The organism is Micromonospora radicis, from assembly GCF_003583405.1.
GTDB lineage: Bacteria > Actinomycetota > Actinomycetes > Mycobacteriales > Micromonosporaceae > Micromonospora > Micromonospora radicis.
Map to the genome: position 1 here is coordinate 1 of NZ_QXEC01000032.1, position 21,782 is coordinate 21,782.

A 21,782-nucleotide genomic window follows, 5' to 3' on the forward strand; every position below is an offset into this window, starting at 1 on the left:
GGCCCACGCCCGTAGTAAGCGCTACGGCGGCTATCTGGGTGTAGACCAGGGCGAGGAAGCCCTCCAGGTCCCGCCGATCGCCGTCGGTAAGGGGTGTGGTGCCGGGTAGCAGCGACGCGCTGACGGCGTCGGCGAACTCGATCGCGCTTACCGCATTCTCACGCGCGCCCACGCCCAGGTTCTCGTTCAGCCAGGTCCGATCTCCGAGCTGCTCGATGAACGACCGCAGGGCCGCCACGGGCACTCCGACGGTGTGGTGCACGTAGAGGTCCGGCAGGTCGCCGGGCGGTACCGGGGTGTAGGTCAACTGCATGGCCTCGGCGGCGATGATCCACCCGTCGTTCGGCCGGAACAGCTCCGTGATCGGGATCGCGTCGCGCTCACCCCGCCGCACCGCCGTGGAGAGATACTCCAGCCGGTTCAGTGACTTGCGGATCCGATCCAGCGCCGGCCCCCTCGGGTCGCCGCCCTGCTCACCGGGAATCTGGTTGATCGGACTGGTGACGAACTCCAGGATGCGCGACACCTGCATCTCGCCGCGCTGCTCGACAAACGGCTGGTACTGCTCGAAGCCCGGCGGCTGGTCCGACGCCACGAAGCGGCCCCTGTCCAGGGCCACCTCCACCCCGTCGTCGGCGTGTCGGGCCAGCGAGTCCACCAGGTCGAAGTCGACATCGTCCGAGCCATCCAGGAAGCCGCCGTGCACCTCGACCTCGAAGCCGGTGCGGCCGTACCGGCGGTCGGTGGGGGCGTCGATGAGGGCTTGCGCGGTGGAGGCCGATTCCATGGTCGGCCGGGGTGCCGCCCCACCCTCACGAATCTCCCGTCCCTGTGCGTCCAGCACCACCACCCGCACCGAACCGGCCGGTCCCAGATGCCGGCGCAGTTCCTGCCAGTTGCGGCCGAAGTCCATCAGCCGCTGGCCAGGCGGATTCTGCGGCTCGATCCACTGCAACGGTTCCTCGGCGTCGGTCGTGTGGTGCAGCGCAAACGCATGCCCCACACCACGCTGCTGCTGCCGGAGCACCAGGGCGGTGCTGCCCGGCCCGGCAGCGCGGACGGCCCGTTCGATCTCCCACCAGGAGTCCACTCGGGTCCAATCGGCTCCTGGCGCAAGCCGATCCCGGGCGCTTGCGGTGCCGATGGCCGAGTCGTCAATGGTGGTCGCCGCCGCGGCGGTCCCGCTCGGCCGGTCGTAGATCTTGCCCTGTAGCGCGGACAGCAGATCGACACACTGGCCCGGGTCGAGTTCCGGGCGTTCCTGCTGATCACGCCCGCGCGGTGCGTCGGCCACCTCGTCGACGCGACGCGAGAGCCCCGACCGGTCGAGCCGGACGGGCGGCCTCGGCCCGAACCGGCCCGCGAAGGTCGTACCGACCGGGTCAGCCGGGGCGGTCGGATCAGTGACCTGATCCCTCGACGGCGTAGCGGCCGGCTCCTGGATACGCGGCGGTGTGGCGTCCGCGGCGACGGGTTGCGACGTCGGCAACGCGCCGAGGTCCCTCGCCGTTGCCTCTGCCGCGACGACCCCCACCGGTTGGTGCGTGGTCGCCCCGGATGTGCTGACGGCGCGGGTAGCGTTGTCGGGCGTGCCGCTCGGCTGGCTCGGGGTGCCGCGTCCGTCCGGACTGGCCCAGGCACCGAGCTGAGTTGCGTTCTCGACGGCCGTCGGACCGGCAACGTCCGACGCCGGCTGGCCGAGGCTGCCGTTCTCCGTCACGCCCACCGGCTGCGGCCCCGCAGCGGTGGTGCTGCCGTCCTGACTCGCGCTGGTGGCGTCCCGTCCCAGCGCACCTGTCGTCTTCCCGGACTCGGGAGTCATCGCGCCCGGCGGCCGTGTCCCGCTGGCACTGCGGTTGCCGTCGCCAGTGGTGGGCGCCCCCGCCGGTGCCGCGCCGGCCGACGAGACCGGCACGGACTCAGCCGGCGAGGACGACGTCGGCACCGCATCAGCCGGCACCGCATCAGCCGGCGAGGACGACACCGGCCCGGACTCGACCGACGACGGCGCCTGGCCGGGCGGGGCTGGCGCGGGCTGCGCCGAGGTGGACTCCGCCGGTGTCGACGGCACCGGCGCGGATTCAGCGGACGAGGGTGTCGCCGGCGCGGAGTCGGCCGGGGCGGGCGTCACCGGGGTGACCGGTGCCACCGGAGGGTTTGTGGTGCTGGTCGGCGGCGGCACGGCCCGCTCCGGCGTGGCCGGCGGGGCGTACGCGGGCGGTTCGGTGTTCGACGTCGCCGACGTCGGCGGGCCGGGGTAGCTGGGCAGGACCTCGGGTGAGTACGCCGGCAGCTGCTCGGGCTCGGTGGAGGTTTGCGGCGAGGACTTGTCGGAGTCCGATTTCGTGCTGCCCGGCTTTGTCGGATCAAGCTTGCCCGGGTCCGATGCCCCGGGCGCTTCGGCCGGGTTCTTCGACCAGGACGGCGCGTACTTCTCGTTGAGTTTGTCGCCGAGCGCTCCACCGCCCATCTCGACGAGGGTGCCGGAAACGCCACCGATCAGCACCGCCGCGCCGACGGTCCAGCCTTCACCGGTCATCAGGCCGTAGAAGCCTTCGGTGAGGTACTCGACCATCGCGCCACCGACGATGGCACCGCCCACCCCGCCCGCGGCCAGCCAGGCGGCCTGGTTTCCGAACCCGGTCGGTGCCGGCGAGGGCGCGGCCGGCTTCGGCGCCGGCTTCGCCGGGGACGGCGGTGCGGCCTGCGGGCTCGGGGCCGGCTTGGGGCCCGGGGTGGGATCCGTCGGCGGCTTGACGTTCCTCGTCGGAGTCGGCGTCGGGTCGGGCTTGGGGGTCGGCGTCGGCTCAGGCGTCGGAGTCGGCTTGGGCTTGGGCGTCGGGGTCGGCGTCGGGGTCGGCTTGGGCTTCGGGGTCGACGTGAGGTCCTTCGGGCCGGTCAGCGGGGGCGGCGAACCGGGCTTGTTGAACAGTTTCGAGAAGAACGAGCCGAGGGCGTCCGGCCCCATCCCGAGTAGTGCGCCGAGCGAACCGATCGCCGCGCTCGCGCCGAGCAGGTTGGTGTCGAATTTCGGCCGGGTGCCCATGTCGATCTGCATGCGCTGCACGATCAGATCCAGCAGCACCTCCATCGCCACGCTGATGAGCTGGGCCAGCGTCACCGCGTACAGGATCCGGTTCAACAGGCTACGCATCAGCAGCTGCATCACCAGCCGGGCGACCGCCATGGCACGCAACGGCCCGGTCGGATCCAGCCAGGAGAACGCGGCCGCGATCATCATGTCGAGCATCATCTGGATCGCGCCACCGATGATCATCAGTTTGGCGTACTGCACCTCCATGCCCAGGTTCCGGTGGGTGTCGGCGAACTCTTTGGCCGTTTTCACCGCGGTTGGCAGGTAGGCCGGAGAACTGGACACATAGGGGTCGACCGAGCGGACGAAGGCGTCCACCGAGGGTCCGCGCGCTGACCGCCGCACGCTTTCCACCGCCGACCGCAGCAGTGAGTCGGCGCTGTTCAGGTCCCGGGACAGCTGGTCGTAGGTGTCCGACTGCCCGAACAGCTTATCCTCGTTGGAGGCGGGAAACTGTTCACCTGTCAGCCCGAGTAGAAGGTTCGACACTTCCTGCGAGGCCTCGACTGCCATGGCGCACTACCCCTGCCCTCGTCTTTCACCGCGGCGGTGCCCGGAGGCGGTCGGCAACCGATCGCATCCGGGCACCGGGATCTATCTCGAATTCCCAGTACCGAAGCGGGTGGCCTGGTCCATTGCGGCTTCCTCCTGCCGGTCGAGCACAGACCGCAACTTCTTCACCCGTTCCTCGTCGAGCGCCGGCATGTTGGCGAACTCCCGCAACGTCTGCCGGGCCGTCTCCGCCGACGGGTCGACCGCCTTCGCCACGGCGTCGTCGAGCTCGCCCCGCCGATGGGTGACCACCGGAAGGTTGCTGTCCAGACCACTGCGCAGTCGGGCAGACGTGTTCTCCAGGTGCGCGATGAAGTGCTGAAACGGCTCGGGAAGCGTCCCGTCCTTGCTCCACACGTCACTCATGGCGGCCTCCACCACGGCCGTTGAGGATGTCGTCGAGCCGGTCGTCGTTCATCATCCGGGCGGCCCGGGAGAACATCGCCTCGATGTCCAGACCGCCCTCGCGCGGGTCCATGGTGGCGAACGCGTCGGGCAGGACCGACCGGTACCGTTCCATGGCCTCCGCCGAAGCGCGGGTTCGTGCCGTCTCGATGGTCTCCACGATCAGGTTTCCCAACTCAGCGGCGGGCATGGTCCGGTACGCGGAGGTCGGGAACTTGATCGAGGTGACTGCCGAGCGGCCGTTCACGGTCACCGCGACCGCCCGGTTCTTCGACGTGACGGTCGTCTCGGCTCGGTCCGATTCGTCGCTGATCGCGGTCAGTGCGTCGCGCTGGCGGGCGAACTCCGCGTACGCCTGCTCGATCTGGTTGTGCAGCGGTGCGGTCATCCGTTATCTCCTTTTCAGACCCGGCCACGAGTGGCCCTGGTCGGTTCCTTTCGGGTCGGTGCGTAGGGCGAGCCCGACGTGACGGGCGCATCCGGCCGCCGGACCTCCGGCTCGACGTCGGCATCGGGCAGCGGTTCGCGTCCCAAGACGGCGGTGGCCTCACCGGAGTCGGTGCCCCAGACCTCCTCGTCCTCGGTAAGCCAGGTCTTGCGCTCCCGGTCCTCCTGCTGCTTGCCGCCGTGCGGCGAACCCATGCCGCCCATGGGTGGCATGAACGGGTAACCGCCGCCGAGGCCAAGCCCGGAACCGTCCGCCGACTTGGCGGCCAGGTCCTTTGCGGCCGTGTCGGCGCTCAGTTTCCCGAGGTCCTGATAGCTGTCGATGCCGTCCGGCGCGACTCCGATGAGGCCGCCGCCGTACGGCGTGGCCGACAGACCACCGATCTGCTCAATGACCTCCTCGCCCACTGCCTCTGGGCCACCGACGCCGATGACACCGGTCCCGCTGCCGCTACCGATGCCGCCCGGGCTGGCACCGACGCCACCCAGGCCGGGCGGCCGGATCACGCTGGGGTTGTTGCCCGTCCCCGGACTCGTGATGCCGCCGATCCCCCGCACCGGTGGCGGGACCGGGCTGTTGATCCCACCGACACCAGTGCCGGGCCCGGTGATCCCACCGATACCGCCGACCCCACCGGGGCCGTTGATCCCACCGATACCGCTGCCCGGACCGTTGATCCCACCAATGCCGCCGACCCCACCGGGGCCGTTGATCCCACCGATACCGCTGCCCGGACCGTTGATCCCACCAATGCCGCCGACCCCACCGGGGCCGTTGATCCCACCGATACCGCTGAACCCGACGCCGGGGGCGTTGACTTCGCCGATACCACCCCCGCCGCCGAGGGCCGGCGGTGGGGACCCCGCCAGCGAATTCGGGTCGAAGCCACCCCCACCGTCGAGGGTGGGCGGCGGAGAGGCGCCTCCGCCGCCGAGGTCGAGCGGCGGTGGGGCGCCGCCCAGGTTGAGCTCCGGCGGGTTGTTCAGGTTCAGGTTGTTCGGGTTTTCATTACCCGCCACGTCGAGATCCTGGACCCCGGTCGGGTTCCGCAACGAGATGCTTTCCAGCTTGGGCACCAGCTTGTTCGGCACCAGCGTCTCGGTGATCTTGTCGAGATCCGTCTTGATGCCCTTGACCCAGCGCAGCTTGGCCAGCGCGTCGATGGTCCGCCAGGAATCGCCGTGCAGGATGTCGACGGTACGGATGAGCTCCGGATCGTCAGCGTTCAGACTGAAATTGAATGTGACGTTCCAGTCGGTCAGCCCGAACGGCGTGCCATCCACCGACTTGGCACTGTCCCAACTGCCGTCGAGGCTGTTGAGCACCGCCTGGTAGACGCTGCGCTCGGAGGTGCGCTCCATCAGGTCCGGCCCGGTCTGCGGCGGCAGGGTCAGCCAGTTTCCGTAGATGATGCCGTCCGGGCCGATCCAGTTCGGCTTGCTGTACCAGGCCGCCCGCATCTCCTGGGAGAACTCACCGATGGCGTCGGCACCCTGTAGGAGCATGGTGCTCCAGGCACTCGGGCCCTGAAGACGTTTGTTTGTGAAATCGCCGTGCAGGTCCGTCAGGTCCCGGTGCAGGTTGTTCAGGTTCGTGTGGAACGCGTCGGCGGCGGATCCGGAAAACCCGGAGGCATCCGTGTTGATGTTGTCCATCTGCTGCTTGACCATCGCGCCGGTGCTCAGCAGCCACTGCTCCACCAGATGGAAGTTGTTTGCGGCATCCACGAAGGACTGTCGGTCGAACACCGGGTGCGAACGCTGTTCGAGCAACGGCCGAACGGCCTGATAGGAGCCGTGCGACCACTGCTGCCACTTCGGCAGGTACTCGTCCCGGTTGATGCGAACCTTGACGATGACGTTGTCGACAACGGTGGCCATGTTGGTTCTGACCCACCGGTAGAAGTGGATGACGTTCGGCTCGGTGTTGTAGCGCCACGGCTTGAGATCCCGGAAGGCCCCCTTGACATACGCGCTGTCGCGCCAGGTCGCTTCGTGCTCGATCCAGTTGACGCTCTGCACGTCCAGCCGATCGACCGGACCGTTGGGGCCACCGCCGAGGATCTCATTGATCGTCCGGTCCCAGTCCCACACCCCGTTGCCGCTGCTGGCCCCGGGGTTGTTCGCCCCGTTGCCGGTCGTCTCGTCTCCAGCAGGCACGCGCTACTTCCCCGTTCCCTCTTCGTCGATCTCGTAGAACGTCACGTGCTCCTGCAACTTCAGGGCGGTGACGTTGTTGATGTCCTCCAATGTGTCGTTCTCGGCCAGGAACGCGTCGAGGTCAAGCGCGTACTGGTCCATCCGATCCCGCAGCTTCATCAACCGGCTGAAAGCCGCCGGTGCTGCGGTCGACACCGACCTGGCCACAGCGGCGCCGGTGGCGAATTCCGGCGCCCCCGCAGCGACCCGGACGTTCTCCACGTCTGGCAGCAGGGCACGAGGGCCGAGGGAGTAGTCAGTGGTGGAGATCCGGTCATCCGCAGGCAGCGTGACGCCCGCGTCGTCGACGAACCTGGCGCCGTACATGACGTTGTCGCCGCCGACGGCCGCGTTCTTCAAGCGCAGACCAAGATTCTTGATCACCGCATGGTCGATGGTGATCGGGTTGCTCTCGCTCGGCATCGTCCCCTACCTGCCTTTCTGAAGGTGCCGACCGACGCTCAGCGCCCGCCGGAGAAGATGGCCACCCCGGTCTGCTGGCCCTGCTGGTACTTCTCCAGGATCGCGCCGAGGCTGGTACCGGCCTGGGCAAGGCTCAGCCGCATCTGCTCAAGCCCGGCGTTCCAGTTCGCCTGGGCGATGGTGTACTCCTCGACTGCGGCACCCGCGTTGGCCACGACGAAGTTGTTGACCGCGGTGTTGAGCTCCGCCATGGCGGAATCGATCTTGGTCTGGATCGAGTTGATCTCACTGATCGTGTCGAGCATCGTGTTGGGCCGTACGCTGAAATCAGTCACTGTCGTGCTCCTCGGTAAGTGGGATGGGGAATCGTTCAGGTCCAGCTGGCGGTCGGGGTGGTGTTGCCCGTGCCGGGCGGCGTCGGGCCGTTGCCGCTACCCAGCCAGTTCCCCGCGTCGATGAGAACGTCGTCCTCAGTGTTCTGGTTGCTGCTGGCGAACTGGGCCATGTTGTCCTGGAGGCCGGCAAGGGCGTTCTGCACCTTGCTCAGGCCGTCCATCCAGGACGAGATGCTGTTGCCAAACGTGGTCGCAGCCGCCCCGCTCCACCCACTGGACAGCATCGCCGCAGCGTTGCTGACCGCGGTGGCGGCGGAGTGATTCTCCGACTGCGCCGTCATGAAGGCGTTCAACAGGTCGGTAGTGGTTTTGGAATTGACGTCGATCGTCATCGTTACCTCCGGCCGTCGGATGTGACTTCTTGTTGGTGAACTAGCCCCGATGATTCGCCGGTGACGGCCGCTGGTTCGACCAGGCCCGCAGTTATCGACAAATGTTGATGGAGTGCGTGGTCTGGGTATGGTGGTGGGCCGTCTGTCGCGGCGGTGGGCGTGGTCTCCTGGGGTTCTCCGGTCGTGGGGTCGGGGGCTGACCGGGGTCAGCCGGGTGCGGGGATCGCCGCGATCCGGGTGAACGCGGCGGACAGTTGGGTGGCCCAGGGCCAGGTGGCCGGGATGCGGAGCCAGCGGCGGCGTTGGCCGTGGGTCAGGCGGGCGGCGGTGTGCAGCAGCCGGTAGCGCAGCCGTTTCGGTTCGGCGCGGGCGAGGTCGCCGTCGAGGGCGTGGATCTGCAGCCAGGCGATCAGGTCGGCGGCGATCGCGGCGGCAACACACCAGGCCTGGTTGATCGCGAACTCGCGGGACGGGAGTCGGCGCAGGCCGGTGTCCTTGGCGCAGCGGATCCGGTCCTCGACGCGGGCGTGGGCGCGGTGTCGGGCTTCGAGCCACTGCAGCGGGCCGACCTTCGTGTTCGTGACGAACGCGGTGTAGCGCCAGCCGTCACGTTCCTCGAACAGCGATAGTTGAGCGCCGGGATGGGGCCGTTCGCGGCGGACGATGACCCGCATCGTCTCCGGCCAGCCGGCCAGGGTGAGCAGGCCGGTCAACTCGGCCACCTCGGCTTTCTCGCGCACGCCGCCGTCAGCGGCCAGCGCCGGCGTCCACGCCGTGGCGGGCAGCGCATTGATGGCGGCGCGTTCGGCCTCGCCGACCGACCAGCCGATGGAGTACTCGACGGTGCGGCGGCGGGTGTTCTGGCCGGTGAGCCAGTCCAGCACGACGTGGGTGCCGGCCGCGCTGTCACCGCGAATCAGCAGATGTCGGCGGTGCTGCGCGGGGATCTGCGCGATCGCGTCGGCCAGCACGCTCAGATGGTCGGCGGCGGTGTTCGCCCCGGCGTTGCCCGGCCGCAGCTTGATGGCCAGTAGTTCGCTGGTGTTGTCGCAGGTCACCAGGATCGGGTGGAAGCCGTAGGTGTGCTTGTAGGTCGCCGCGGCGTTCTCCTTGTCGGAGTGCGCGATCAGGATCGTGGAGTCCACGTCCAGCACGACGACCCCGGCGCCGATGTCCCGCCCGGCGGCCCGGGCAGCCGGTGGACCGCCGAACATCTGCCACAGCCGGGCACGGACCTTCGCCCTCGCCACCGCGATGCGCCGCAGCCGCGCAGGACCGATCTCGTCCAGAGCCCGCCACACGGTCGTGTCCGAGGCGACCGGCCCGAACACCTCACCCTGATGCCGCAACACGTCGATGTCGCATAGCGCCTCACCACCGTCAGCGATCATCACCGCCAGATCGACCAGGACCCGGCCCCGGTCATGAACCGGGAAGACGCCGGGCCGCGCGAGCGCGGCCGACAGAGCGCCGGTCAGCCCGGCCCGATCTGCGAGCATCCGCAGCAACGCCGTGCCGACATGCGACACCACACCAGTTCCGTCCGCGGTGACCCGCAGATCCTTCGACCACACCGTAGACTGCACGCCGGAAGTGCCTCCCTCGCAGCGAAACCTGTAGATGTCGCAATCACAAGTTTGCCCTGCCAGAGAGGCACTTTCGTCTATTTACACGCCGAACGGGCCCGCCAGTTGATGATCACCTTGAATCACCCGGGCTAGGAGCCTCGGATGAGGGCAGGGTCGAGAGCAGGCCCCTCGGGCAGGAGCCGCAGCCACTCCGGCGCCACGACGACCGCCCCTGAGGGCTGGTAGCCGAGCGCCTCGGCGGCCTCGGCGCTGGGCACCGGGTAGCGCAGGCCGGCGTCGGTGACCAGGTACATGGGCCCGCCAGCCGCCTGACCGGGCCGCCCGGAGCGGACCAGCCCGCCAGCCGCCGGCGCCATCCGGACCGACTCGGCGCTGTCTGCCCCGGCCGGATCGGCCGGCAGCAGCCCACCCACCTGCGGCAGGTCCGCGACCACCTCGACCACGCCGGTCGGGTCCTGCCGGACACACCAGGTCCGTCCGTCGGTGGCCACCCCGACTGGTGGTGGCACCGCCGGCACCGCGTCCGGGAACAACCGCAGCTGCGACACCGGCACCTGGGCCAGGGCTGCCGGCCCGACCTGGATCGGCGTCACCGTCTCGCCGGGGTATGCCTGAGCGGTCCGGGGGTCGGCCGCCACGATCGCGTACCCGGTGGCGGTGAGCGGACTCAACCCGTCGGGCAGCAGCACGTAGTAGCGGTCCTCGGCACCGGCGAGGCGGACCACGAAAAGTTGGCCGATCCGGGTGTCCCGGCCCTGCACCCTCGGACCGGGATCGCCGAGACCCGACACCTCGACCGGGTCGATACCGGCACCGGCCGGCACGAGGTCGAGCCATCGGGGATCGACCTGCTCGGTGGGCCCGTCGTACCCGAACACCCGCGCCATCCAGGACGCGCCGAGACGGTACCGGTGGCCCTGCCAGATCAGGTGGCCGGCACGATCCGCCGCACCACTGTCGGGGCGTACCACCACCGCACGCTCCCCGAGCGGCTCGCCGGTACGCGTGGCCGACACGGTCAGGAACAGGCCGGATCGCTCGTCCGCACCCGCCGGGCCGACCGCACAGGACGTCCAGGACGCGTCGGCGAGCCCGTCGGCCGGCGGCAACGCGTCCGGTGCCGCCGCGATGCCGACCGGCAACCCCCGGGTCACGGTGGTCAGCGACCGGCTGGAGACCGACACCCGCGGCGGATCCTCGCCGAACAGCAGGCGTACCGACGCGTAGTTGAGCACCGGGCGGAGCTGGCCGCCGGCGTACACATACCGGCTACCGGTCTCCTTCTCCAGCACCAGCGTGCCGGGCTTGCGCCAGGCACTCGACCCGCCCGGTCGCAGGTAGCCGTAGACCCCGAAGCCGGCCACGAGGAGGCCGGCGATGAGCACGCCGCAGACGACACCGACGAGGGTGCGCCGATGCGGATTCTCCGACCGTTCCGGGTCGCCGGCCACCAGCGCGGAGGTCAACCGACCCAGCACGTACGACTGGGCCTGGACCTGGTCACGACGGGACTGCACGGCTCACCCACCCAAGCCCAGGGCGTACTCGTACAACCCGAAGACGGCGAGCAGCACCGGGATCGTCGCCACCGTCGCCACCGTCTGGGTCACATCGCCGATCCGCCCCCAATAGGGCATCAACCGCCGGTCGGGAAGCAGCCGGGCCGCGACGGCGAGCAGCCCGGCGAGGAGCAGCACACCGACCACCGCGTACGGGCGTGGTTCCGGGGGCGCGGCGATGAGCGCGCCGATCGTGGCGGCGCAGAGGCCGAGCGCCGCCGGAGCCCCCTGGGCCAGCCGATGCCACGCGCTTGTCATCGGGCGCAGCGAGAGCAGCCGGACCAACGCCACCAGCAGGGCCAGCGTCAGGGCGCCCCAGTGTGGGGTCAGGCCCAGCACGACAAGTCCCACCGCGGTCGGTACGGCCAGGCCGGTGTAGAGGGCGGTCATCGACCGGTCGGCCAGGGCCGCGCCGGCCAACACCGGCCCCCCGGGCTCGGGGTCGATGTCCTCCTGGAGGTGCTCCGGTTCGGTGGGCAGCGGCTTGAGTCGCAACCGGGCCATCCGGAACGCGGCCACCGGCACCACCGTGGCAGCCACCGTGCCCGCCACCGCGACCAACCCGGCCGCCGCAGTGACCGGGCTGCCGGCGAAGGCGACCACCGCCGCGCCCACCGCGCTCAACGCGGTCGCGGTCAACACTGCGGTGACGAAGAGCCGGGCGGCCCCCACGGCCAATCCGGTAACCAGCGCACCCACTCCGATGGTGACAGCGGCCGTGAACACCTGCGGTCCCTCCGCACGCAGCGCGCCGACCGGCAGGGTGACATCCGGCAGGCTGAGACCGGCCACGGCGGCGTATCCCACCGCCCCACTGCCCAGCACGATCGCCATCGACCGGTCCCCCACGGCCCGCCCGGCCGCCGCCGCGGCGGCGGTGAGCACCAGGGCGGCGAGACCGGCGGCGACCGCACGGTGCGCCGGGACCGCCGGGAGCCCCAGCGCCACCACCCCGACCAGCAGCAACAACACCAGACAGCCCAGCGCGGCCCACCGGGTCATCTCCGGTCGCCAGCGACCGCTGCGGGCCGCCATCCCGACGGCCACCCCGTCGATCAGATCATCGAAGGCGACCGGCGGGATCTGGTCGGCACGTGGTCGAAGGTGTACGACGTCGCCGTCGCGCAGGCCGACCGAGCTGACACTGCCGTTCTCGTCCAGGGCGGGGGCACCCAGGCGTTGCAGGACCCAGCCACCGTGTTGCAGGCCGGCGTCGGCCAGATTGTCACCGAGTTGGCCTAGCAGTACGGGTAGCAGGTCCGCGATGACCACCTGCTCCGGCACCGCCACGTCGATCTGCCGGTCCGGTCCACACACGACCAGGCGGCACATCTCGCCCGTCACCTCACCTGCCACGACGGGTACTTCGGGCGGGACCGGCCACCAGTTCACATCCGAACCAAGATTTGCTGACCCGATCCGGCCACTGCGCCGTAGTGGCGAGGGACGGATTTCCGCCCGCGCACAGAAAGGCGAACCCCATGGCGACCGTGATCTTCAAGCGGCCGGCCCGGCGCAGCGGACCGGAGACCCCGAGTGGCGAACTGAGCCTTCAGGAGCCGCCGGAACTTGCCGAGCAGCAGTCCAACGCCCTGCGCATGGTCCTGATGGTGCTACCGATGGCCCTGATGGGTGGCGTGATGGCGCTGATGTTCACCGGCGGGTCTTCCCGGGGCCCGATGAGCTGGATGATGTCCGGGATGATGGTCGTGGCCATGGGCGGCATGATGCTCGGCCAGATGGCTGGCGGTGGCGGTGACCGCAAGACACGCACCGGCGCGGAACGCCGCGACTACCTGCGGCACCTGGCCCAGCACCGGCGACGCGTCCGGCAACATGTCGAGCAGCAACGTGACGCGGCGCTCTGGCGGGACCCGGAGCCCGCCGCGCTGTGGTCACTGGCGATGACGTCGCGGCGCTGGGAACGTCGGCCCAGCCATCCCGACTTCCTGGAAGTCCGCATCGGCAGCGGCGAGCAGCGGCTCGGGGTACGGATCACCCCGTTGCAGACGAAGCCGATCGAGGATCTGGAGCCGCTTTCGGCCAAGTCGCTGCGCCGGTTCATCCGGGCCTACAGCAAGGTCCAGGACCTGCCGGTGGCGATCTTCCTGCCCGGCTTCGCCGAAATCCGCCTGGGTGGGGACGTCACCCAGGCGCGGGCGTTGGCCCGTGCCCTGGTCGCGCAACTTGTCACGCTGCACGCGCCCGAGGAGGTGACTGTCGCGCTCTGCGTCGGCACGGACGGCGCGGCAGCCTGGGAATGGGTCAAGTGGCTGCCACACCTGCAACACCCGAGCGAGCAGGACGCCGCCGGCCACGTCCGCCTGGTGGCCGACGGTGTCGATGGCATCGAACGCCAGCTCGGCGAGGATTTCACCCAACGCCCCCGCTTCGAACGCCAGTCCCGGGTCACCCGCGACGAACCGTACGTGGTGGTGATCCGCGACGGTGGTCGGCTGCCCAACGGTGCCCGATTCACCAACGGCGGCTACCGCAACGCACTGCTCATCGACCTGGACACCCCAACGCCCACCATCGACAAGCAGGTGCTCTGCCTGCATGTCGGGCAGGACACGTTGGAGATGGTCAGGCTCGACCGCATCGGCAGCCCGGTGCACACCCAGCTCGCCACGCCCGACTCCCTCGGTGTCCCGGCGGCCACCGCGCTGGCCCGGCTCCTCTCGCCGTACCGCCTCGCCCTCGCCACCGAGCCGGACCGGGAGGCGATGAGCACCGATTTCGACCTGCCGACCCTGCTCGGCATCCCCGATCCCCGGGCCCTGGACCTCGGTGAACTGTGGGGGAACCGTCCGGTCCAGCAGCGGCTGCGGGTGCCGATCGGGATCGACCGCCACGGCACCCCGATCGAGTTGGACATCAAGGAGTCGGCGCTGGGCGGCTCTGGACCGCACGGCATGCTCATCGGCGCCACCGGCTCCGGCAAGAGCGAGCTGCTGCGTACCCTCGTGCTGGCGTTGGCCACCACACACTCGTCGGAGACCCTGAATTTCGTCCTGGTCGACTTCAAGGGTGGCGCCACCTTCCTCGGCCTGGACGAACTTCCGCACACCTCCGCGGTGATCACCAACCTGGCCGACGAGGCGGCGCTTGTCGGCCGGATGCGCGACGCCCTACAGGGCGAACTGGTCCGCCGCCAGGAACTGCTGCGGGCCGTCGGCGGCTACAGCTCACTGCTGGAGTACGAGCGGGCGCGAGCCCAGGGCGCCGCACTGGACCCGCTGCCCACCCTGTTCATCGTGGTGGACGAGTTCAGCGAACTACTCGCCGCGCACCGGGACTTCATCGACCTCTTCGTCATGATCGGACGGCTCGGCCGGTCGCTGGGGGTGCATCTGCTGCTGGCCAGCCAGCGGGTCGACGACGGCCGGATCGGTCAGTTGGAGTCACACCTGTCGTACCGCATCGGGTTGCGCACCTTCTCGGCGTTGGAGTCCCGCTCGGTGATCGGTGTACCGGACGCCTACGAGCTACCCTCTGCGCCCGGCAACGGCTACCTACGTACCGACGTGTCGACGCTGGTCCGGTTCAAGGCGGCGTACGTGTCGGGCGCGTACCGGCCGAAGGCCGCCCGGGTGCGGCAGGAGGTCATCCAGCGGCAGGTGGTGCCGTACATCCTGGACCACGTACCGCACCGGCACGCTGAGCCGCTGCCCGCCGAACCCGCCACCGAGCTGCCGGACGAGGCAGAGGAGCAGAGCGTCAGCGTCATGTCGGTGCTGGTGTCGCAGCTGGCCAACCAGGGGCCGCCGGCCCACCAGGTCTGGCTGCCGCCGCTGGACGTCGCACCGACGCTCGACCAGCTCCTGCCGGCCCTGGAGCCGGATCCTCGGCGGGGCCTCAGCGCGGCGCAGTGGCCCGGCAACGGCCGGCTGATCGCCCCGGTCGGATACATCGACAAGCCGGCCGAGCAGGTCCGGGATCTGCTCGCCATCGACCTGTCCGGCGTCGGCGGGCACCTCGGGGTGGCCGGCGGACCGCAGAGCGGCAAGAGCACCCTGCTGCGCAGCGTCATCTGCTCCCTGGCCCTGACCCACAGCCCGAGCGAGGTGCAGTTCTACTGCCTCGATTTCGGTGGCGGCACCCTCGCTTCCATTGCCGAACTGCCACACGTGGGCAGTGTCGCCGGTCGGCTCGACGAGGACCGGGTGCGCCGCACCATCGCCGAGATCACCGCGTTGATCGCGCGGCGGGAGCGGATCTTCGCCGAACGCGGTATCGACGGGATGGCCACCTACCGGCGGCAGCGCGCCGCCGGACAGATCACCGACGACCCGTACGGCGATGTGTTCCTGGTCGTCGATGGCTGGTTCACCCTCCGTCAGGAGTTCGAGGCGGTCGATGTCGCGGTCCGGCAGATCACCGCGCGCGGCCTGAACTTCGGCGTGCACCTGCTGCTCACCGCCGCCCGCTGGTCGGAGGTGCACCACGGGATGCGCGACCAGATCGGCACCCGGCTGGAACTGCGGCTCGGCGACCCGGTGGACTCCACCATCGACCTACGGCTGGCCGCCACCGTGCCGCAGGTGCCGGGGCGTGGGTTGACGCCGGACAAGCTTCATTTCCTCGGCGCGTTGCCGCGCGTCGACGGCGTCACGGACGCCGACTCGGTCTCGGCTGGCGCCCGGGACCTCGCCGCCTCGGTGGCCGACTTCTGGACCGGACCTGCGGCCCCACCGGTACGCACCCTGCCGGCGGTGCTCGACGCGGCCAGCCTGCCGGAGCCCGAGGGCGACCTGCGGGTGGCGCTCGGGCTGGACGAGGAGCGGATGGCGCCGGTGTGGCACCACTTCGGCGAGGTGCCGCATCTGACGATCCTCGGCGACGCGGAGAGCGGCAAGTCGAATCTGCTGCGCCACCTGGCCCGGTCGATCGTCGCCCGGTTCAGCCCCGAAGAGGCGCGCATCCTGCTCGTCGACTACCGACGATCGCTGTTCGACGCCATTCCGGCGGAGTACCGGCTCGGCTACTCGGTCTCGGCGGACTCCACCCGCACCACCGTCGCCGACGCGCTCGCCGGCCTGAAGCCGCGGGTGCCCGGCGCGGACATCACCCCCGAACAGCTGCGTCGCCGGGACTGGTGGACCGGTCCGCGCCTGTTCGTGCTGGTGGACGACTACGAGATGCTCTCGGGCATGGACAGCCCGTTGCAGCCACTCGTCCCGCTCCTGCAGCAGGGCGCCGACATCGGCTTCCATCTGGTGCTGAGCCGTGGCGCGGCGAACCTGTCGCGGATGTCGATGGATCCGCTGATGCGGCGCCTCCAGGAGACCAACAGCCCGGACGTCGCGCTGTCCTGCCCACCGACCGAGGGTCCGCTGCTCGGCTCGACCAAGCCCCGCCATCTGCCGCCGGGGCGGGCGCTGCTCTGCACCCGCCGGGGCAGCAGACTGATCCAGACGGCGTGGTCCGAGCCGATCACGGCCACGGTGGGCGCCGCCGACGGGCCGACCGTAGGGTGAGGACCAGCGCGGCGAGCACGACCGCGCCACCAAGCAGCACGGAACCGGCCAACGCGGCGATCCGGATCGCCGGGTCCGTGCCCGGCGGGGCGGGCAGGCGCACCGGCTGGGCCTGCGGCGGCGGCACGGAACGTGCGGCGGAGGCCACACCGGAGACCGCGGCGTACGCGTCGACGGTGCCGACATCGCTGCTCACGACCGGCTCGGCGGTCGAGACGAGTCGGTCGCGGACCTGCGACCACCGCAGGCCGGGATGGTACGACCGGACGAGCGCCGCCGTTCCGGCCACGTACGCCGCGGCGACGGCGGCCCCGCCGACCCGGTAGTGCCCCGCACCGGCGGGGCCGATGCTGTGTCCGCCGGCGGCGGGAGCGGTCAGGTCCACCTCGTCCGTGCCGGCCGGCAGCCCGTCGGCACCGACCGCGGCCACGGCAAGCACCTGCGGGTAGGCAGCCGGATACGTCGCCCGCGCGGACTCGTCCGCACCGGTCACCGCGGCCACGACCAGGCTGTCGGCGGCGACGGCGGCATCCACCGCGGCCCGCAGGTCGCCACTGTCGGTCGAGGTGCCCGTGCCGACCAGGATGACCGTCGCCCGCTCGGCGGCGGCGGCGCGGATGCCGGCGGCCAGCGCACCAGGTGGGATCCGACCGTTGGCGTCCACCACCCGGATCGGCAGGACCGTCGCGGCCGGCGCCATCCCGGCCATCTCGCTACCCAGAGCCGGCCGGGCGGCCACGATCCCGGCGAGCGCGGTGCCCCGGCCGAGGCAGTCGTCGGTGGCCGGGGCACCGGTGAGCACGTCCCGACCGGGCCGCACCGCCCCGGCCAGGGCCGGTGCCGCGCGGCTCACGCCGGTGTCGACGATCGCGACCACCACCTCCTGCCCCTGGGTCAGTGGCCACACCAGCTGCGGTGCCATCCGGCCCTGCGGCCACGAGGTCGTGGCGACCTGAACTGGCGAGGCGCCAACGCAGGACCGGCCGTCGGGTGCCGGCAAGGGCGGCGGCGTCTCGGCAGCCGGCACCAAGACGGACCCACCCACCGTCATGATCAATGCCAGCATGCCCGCCGGCCCACTCAACCTCATGGACCTGACTACGGCCCGCGCCCGGACCTTGTTCACTCACCGTCCGCATCGCCGGGGCGGTGCCGGTGCCCCGGCGCGTCAACCGATCGTTGATCCATGGCCACTACTGTCGGCTATCTGACGTGCCGATCTTGGAGGGAGACCGTGGTGCACGACCGGAACCGCCGTCCCCTCGGCAGTACCACGGCGTTCGCCTGGCCTGATCTCGACAGGCACGAGGAGATCGACGACGTCACCCGGGCACTCGAACTGTTCCAGGACGCCGCTGCCACGGTGCCTGCCTACCGGGACTTCCTGAGCACCCACGGCCTGGACCCGGCAACCATCCGGACGGCCGAACAGTTCGCCGGGATCCCGCCCTTGTGCCGGGACACCTACCAGGACCGCTACCCGCTGCCGCAGCTGTGCCGTGGGGGTCGGCTGGACGGCTGCGACATGGTGGCCGTCTCCGCCAACGCCTCCGGGCAGAGCACGGCCTGGCCACGCTCGGTGCTGGACGAGATGGTGGTCAGTCAACGGTTCGAGCAGGTCATGCAGGGCAGCTTCCAGGCCGACCGACGACGCACCCTCGCCGTGGTCGGTTTCGCGATGGGAAGCTGTGTCAGCGGGATGTACACCGCCGCCTGCTGGCGACACCTCACCACGCTCGGCTACCCGCTCACGATCGCCACGCCCGGCGCCAACGTCGCCGAGATCCTGCGGGTGGTGACCGAGCTGGGGCCGCACTTCGAACAGGTCGTCCTGGCCGGGTGCCCCTCCTTCGTCAGCCTGCTCGTCGCCGCCGGCGCCGAGCAGGGGCTGGACTGGCCCCGATACTCGGTCCGGCTGATGCTGGCCGGCGAGCCGGTCGACGAGGAGTGGCGTGACCAGGTCTGTCGGACCGTGGGGATGACCGATCCGACAGTCGACTCGGCGTGGATGTACGGCACCGACGACGTCGGGGTGCTCGGCAACGAGACTCCGCTCAGCATCGCCATCCGTCGGTTCCTGGCCGGACACCCGCCAGCGGCACGGGAGCTGTTCGGCACCGGCCGGCTGCCCACGCTGGTGCAGTACGACCCCACGACCCGCTACCTTGAGGTGCAGGGGGGCCGCCTGTTGGTCAGCTACGACGGCGAGGTGCCGCTGATTCGTTACCACCTCGGCGCCACGGGCGGGATCGTGCCGTACCACCAGATGCTTGACTTCTGCCGCGAGTGGAACTTCGATCCATCGGCCGCGCTCCGGCCGACGCAGGCGACGCTGCCGAACGGCCGCGGCACCCCGCCGCGTGGCCTGGCGCCACTGCCGTTCGTCTACGTCTGCCAGCCCACGATCACCAGCTGACAGATGCCGTCAGGTCACGTCGAGTAGTCATCTCCGGAGATCGCAGTGGCGAGATCGACCCGGGAGGTGATGCCCAGCTTCGGGAAGATGCGGTACATGTGCGTGCGTACGGTCTGCACCGACACGAAGAGCTTCTCCGCGATCTCGGCATTGGTCAGCCCCTCGGCTGCCAGCATCGCGATCTGACGCTCCTGCGGGGTGAGCCGGCCCGACGTCACCCGGGGCCGACGCGGAGACTGCTCGCCGGAGGCGCGGAGCTCCCGTGCGGCCTGGTCACGCCATGGCGGCATGTCCAGGGCGTCGAACAGGTCCTGCGCGTTTCGCAGCGCCGCCCGAGATTCGGTGACCCGCCGGCCGCGCCGCAGCCACCTGCCGTAGGCCAGCAACGCCTTGGCCCGATGGATCGGCCACTCGTTGGTGATCTCACCGAGTGCCACCAGGTACGCCGCTCGCGGGTCGGTGGCCAACAGCGCCGTGGTGACGGCGGCGTTGACGACGAGGTGCGGCGAGCCCGAACGATCGGCCTGCGCCACCCACTCCTGGTGCAGCTCACGGACCCGATCGAGCCGCCGGGCGAGAACGGCCGACTCGGTCAGCTCCACCATCGCGTGTGGAGTCATCCGCGAGTGGTGGGCGATGTCCGACGGATCGAAGATGCGGATCAGGTGGTCGTAGGCGGCATCGAACCGACCGGCGGCGAGCGCGGCCGTCCCCCGCACCAGCTGCACCATCGCGAGCATCGGGTGCGCGGCGGCGCGCAGCAGGACGGCCTCGACCTCGGCCGCGATGCTCTCGGCCTCGGCCACCTCGCCCCGGCGGGCGGCCAGCATCGCCTCGGCGAGTCGGGCAACCTGGAAGGTCCGCACCGGACCGCTGCCCGGCACCAGCGCCTTGCACTCCGCGGCGGCGGATGCGGCCGCTCCGCTGCGCCCGAGCAACTGTGCGTTCCACGCCCGTCCGGCCAGGACCTGGGCGAGCAGCGCCAGATGGCCATCGGCACGCAGGAGGTCCATGGTGTCCGTCTCCCGCCGGAACGCCTCGGGCAGGGCACCCAGCACCGAGAAGACGGCGCTGGTGCGGACCAGTTCGTGGGTCATCCCGGCGTCGTCCCCCGCCTGCTTGCGGACCGTCCGCAACAGCTCGGCGTCCTGCTCCCCGGGCGCCAGCATCGTGAGCAGCAGGATCAGTCCGGAATCGTCCGCCGGAACCGGGAGTGACCGGGCCGCCCGCACCGCCGGTCGGCAGGTGTCGACGCTGGCGTCGGCCCACCACGCGGCGGTCGCCGCGACCATGAGGGCGACCATTGCCGCCTCGGTCGCACCCGCCGACTGGAAACGACGAGACGCGGTGGTGACCGTGGCGATGACCTCCGTGCCGAGCCAGTCACCTTCGGTGAGCTGCCGGTAGAGGCCGAGGTAGCTGCGGATCGACGCGTCGGACAGCAACCCCACCGACTCATTGGCCAGCCGAGACGCGTCCTCGTACGCACCGCTGGCGGTGCGTACGTGCGTCGCGGCGATCAGTCGACGACCCCGTACGGCCGCGTCGCTGGAGAGGCGGGCCGCGCGTTCCAGCGCTGCGGCTCCACTGGCCGGGGAGGCGCGTTGCAGCAGTCGCGTCGCGAGCCGCTCCAGTTCGTCCGCCATCGCGTCGTCGGTGCCCTCGCTCGCGTCGGCACGATGCCAGATGCGGCGTACCGGATCCGCGGCGACGACCTCGGCCAACGCCGCGTGGAACTCGCGCCGCCGCGCGGCGGGCTGGGCCTGTCGGATAGCGGACTGCACGAGCGGATGCCGGAACGACAGCCGACCGTCCACGACGGTCACCATGCCGCACGCCTCGGCGGGCGCGAGATCGATGAACCCGATGTCCATCCCGGTGACCCGCGCCGCCGCCGCAATCGACTCGGCGACACTGCCGCTGTCGTTGAGGGATGCCGCCACCAGCACCGCCTGGGTGGCCGGGGGCAGGTCGCCGACCTGGTCGCCGAAGGTGCGTTCGAGGTGCGCGGTAAGCGGCAGGACCGTGTGCGGGGCCGGATCCGCTGCCCGCTGATGCCTGGCCTTGGGCAGTTCCACCAGAGCCAACGGGTTTCCGGCGGCAAGCGTGAGCAACTGGCGCAGCGCGTCACCGGGCAGGTTGCCCACCCGCTGCCGGACCAGCGCGACCGCGTCGGGTTCGGGCAGCGGGCCGAGCCGGACCAGCGGTATTCCGATCGAGGTGAGCGGGTTGTCGGCCAGGTCGCGGTCGCGTCCGGCAGCGATCAGTGCCACCGGGTCGTGGGCCAGCCGACGGGCCACGAAGGCCAGCACGTCGCAGGTCGAACGGTCCAGCCAGTGGGCGTCGTCGACGGTCATCAGCACGGGTGCCTCGGCCGCGTACACCGTGATCAGTTCGAGCGTGGCCAGGCCGACCCGGAACTGGCTCTGCACGGCGTCGTCGGTCAGCCCGAACGCCGCGCCCAGGGCCGCACGCTGCGCGGGTCGCAACCGGTCGGCCAGGCCGAGGATCGGATGCAGGGCCTGATGCAGGCCGGCGTAGGGCAGGTGGGTCTCGGTAACCGAACCTACACATCGCAGCACGCGCATCCGATTCCTGACGGCACGGGCGGCGGCCGCAGCGAGCAGGGCCGATTTCCCGACGCCCGGGTCGCCGACGAACAACAACGCCGCGTCGCCACGCCCCGCCCGACCCAACACGCCATCGATGATCGAAAGTTCGCAGTCTCGTCCGACCAGCGTGTCGGCATCCGCTGCCGGCTGATGGTCGTCCGCCGGATCGGCCGCGTTCTGCGGATCGAGTGCCATGACCGCCTTTGCCAGATGGAAGTTCGAGAACCGGTGAAATTTCACCACACCGATCGACAGCCGATGGTGCCACGCCGCCTCCAT

The 21,782-nt window shown here is 70.5% G+C and carries 14 protein-coding genes; 2 read left to right on the plus strand and 12 right to left on the minus strand.

What is annotated here, in order from left to right; translation table 11 throughout:
* The 10 genes from D2L64_RS27395 to eccD all read right to left on the minus strand — a co-directional run.
* Positions 1-3,607, minus strand: a 3,607-nt coding sequence (locus D2L64_RS27395) for a WXG100-like domain-containing protein (protein ID WP_456080981.1), incomplete at its 3' end; no start/stop codon positions are given.
* An 81-nt stretch (positions 3,608-3,688) separates the two neighbouring features.
* A complete protein-coding gene (locus D2L64_RS23910; protein ID WP_147376297.1) occupies positions 3,689-4,012 on the minus strand; it encodes a hypothetical protein in 324 nt (107 codons plus the stop codon).
* The gene (locus D2L64_RS23915; protein ID WP_119579456.1) at positions 4,005-4,439 is read right to left on the minus strand and encodes a YbaB/EbfC family nucleoid-associated protein; all 435 of its coding nucleotides are present in this window, start codon (positions 4,437-4,439) and stop codon (positions 4,005-4,007) included. The genes D2L64_RS23910 and D2L64_RS23915 overlap by 8 nt, the downstream gene beginning before the upstream one ends.
* Positions 4,440-4,453: 14 nt before the next feature.
* Positions 4,454-6,592 (minus strand): hypothetical protein, encoded by a 2,139-nt coding sequence (locus D2L64_RS23920; protein WP_147376298.1) that lies wholly within the window; start codon positions 6,590-6,592, stop codon positions 4,454-4,456.
* Between the two features lie 69 nt (positions 6,593-6,661).
* On the minus strand, positions 6,662-7,120 hold the full coding sequence (locus tag D2L64_RS23925; protein ID WP_119579458.1) for a YggN family protein: 459 nt from the start codon (positions 7,118-7,120) through the stop codon (positions 6,662-6,664).
* 38 nt (positions 7,121-7,158) lie between these two features.
* Entirely contained in the window at positions 7,159-7,455 is a 297-nt protein-coding gene (locus D2L64_RS23930; protein ID WP_147376299.1) for a WXG100 family type VII secretion target, read from the minus strand.
* Positions 7,456-7,490: 35 nt separating this feature from the next.
* On the minus strand, positions 7,491-7,847 hold the full coding sequence (locus D2L64_RS23935; protein WP_119579460.1) for a WXG100 family type VII secretion target: 357 nt from the start codon (positions 7,845-7,847) through the stop codon (positions 7,491-7,493).
* Between the two features lie 206 nt (positions 7,848-8,053).
* Positions 8,054-9,433 carry an IS1380 family transposase gene (locus D2L64_RS23940; protein ID WP_119579461.1) on the minus strand — a complete coding sequence of 460 codons (1,380 nt, stop codon included), beginning with the start codon at positions 9,431-9,433 and terminating at the stop codon, positions 8,054-8,056.
* A gap of 131 nt (positions 9,434-9,564) precedes the next feature.
* Positions 9,565-10,953: a type VII secretion protein EccB gene (eccB, locus tag D2L64_RS23945; RefSeq protein ID WP_119579462.1), complete on the minus strand. Its 1,389-nt coding sequence runs from the start codon at positions 10,951-10,953 to the stop codon at positions 9,565-9,567.
* Positions 10,954-10,956: 3 nt separating this feature from the next.
* The gene (eccD, locus tag D2L64_RS23950) at positions 10,957-12,351 is read right to left on the minus strand and encodes a type VII secretion integral membrane protein EccD (RefSeq protein WP_147376300.1); all 1,395 of its coding nucleotides are present in this window, start codon (positions 12,349-12,351) and stop codon (positions 10,957-10,959) included.
* A 125-nt stretch (positions 12,352-12,476) separates the two neighbouring features.
* Here eccD and eccCa point away from each other — a divergent pair, with 125 nt between their 5' ends.
* Complete coding sequence (gene eccCa, locus D2L64_RS23955) at positions 12,477-16,475, plus strand: type VII secretion protein EccCa (protein ID WP_119579464.1); 3,999 nt, start codon at positions 12,477-12,479, stop codon at positions 16,473-16,475.
* On the opposite strand, the gene D2L64_RS23960 is transcribed toward eccCa, so the two are convergent.
* The gene (locus D2L64_RS23960; protein WP_158603541.1) at positions 16,432-17,397 is read right to left on the minus strand and encodes a S8 family serine peptidase; all 966 of its coding nucleotides are present in this window, start codon (positions 17,395-17,397) and stop codon (positions 16,432-16,434) included. The two genes, eccCa and D2L64_RS23960, sit on opposite strands and share 44 nt — an antisense overlap.
* 315 nt (positions 17,398-17,712) lie before the next feature.
* Between D2L64_RS23960 and D2L64_RS23965 the strand changes: the two genes are divergently transcribed.
* A complete protein-coding gene (locus tag D2L64_RS23965; RefSeq protein WP_147376301.1) occupies positions 17,713-18,891 on the plus strand; it encodes a phenylacetate--CoA ligase family protein in 1,179 nt (392 codons plus the stop codon).
* Between the two features lie 14 nt (positions 18,892-18,905).
* Here the strand turns inward: D2L64_RS23965 and D2L64_RS23970 are convergent, their stop codons facing one another.
* The gene (locus D2L64_RS23970) at positions 18,906-21,782 is read right to left on the minus strand and encodes a helix-turn-helix transcriptional regulator (RefSeq protein ID WP_119579467.1); all 2,877 of its coding nucleotides are present in this window, start codon (positions 21,780-21,782) and stop codon (positions 18,906-18,908) included.

Excerpts from the sequence above, each read along its gene's own strand:
- D2L64_RS23910 (WP_147376297.1), bottom strand. The coding sequence starts at position 4,012 with ATGAGTGACGTGTGGAGCAAGGACGGGACGCTTCCCGAGCCGTTTCAG.
- D2L64_RS23915 (WP_119579456.1), bottom strand. The coding sequence starts at position 4,439 with ATGACCGCACCGCTGCACAACCAGATCGAGCAGGCGTACGCGGAGTTC.
- D2L64_RS23925 (WP_119579458.1), bottom strand. The coding sequence starts at position 7,120 with ATGCCGAGCGAGAGCAACCCGATCACCATCGACCATGCGGTGATCAAG.
- D2L64_RS23935 (WP_119579460.1), bottom strand. The coding sequence starts at position 7,847 with ATGACGATCGACGTCAATTCCAAAACCACTACCGACCTGTTGAACGCC.
- eccCa (WP_119579464.1), top strand. The coding sequence starts at position 12,477 with ATGGCGACCGTGATCTTCAAGCGGCCGGCCCGGCGCAGCGGACCGGAG.
- D2L64_RS23960 (WP_158603541.1), bottom strand. The coding sequence starts at position 17,397 with ATGGCACCGCAGCTGGTGTGGCCACTGACCCAGGGGCAGGAGGTGGTG.
- D2L64_RS23970 (WP_119579467.1), bottom strand. The coding sequence starts at position 21,782 with ATGGAGGCGGCGTGGCACCATCGGCTGTCGATCGGTGTGGTGAAATTT.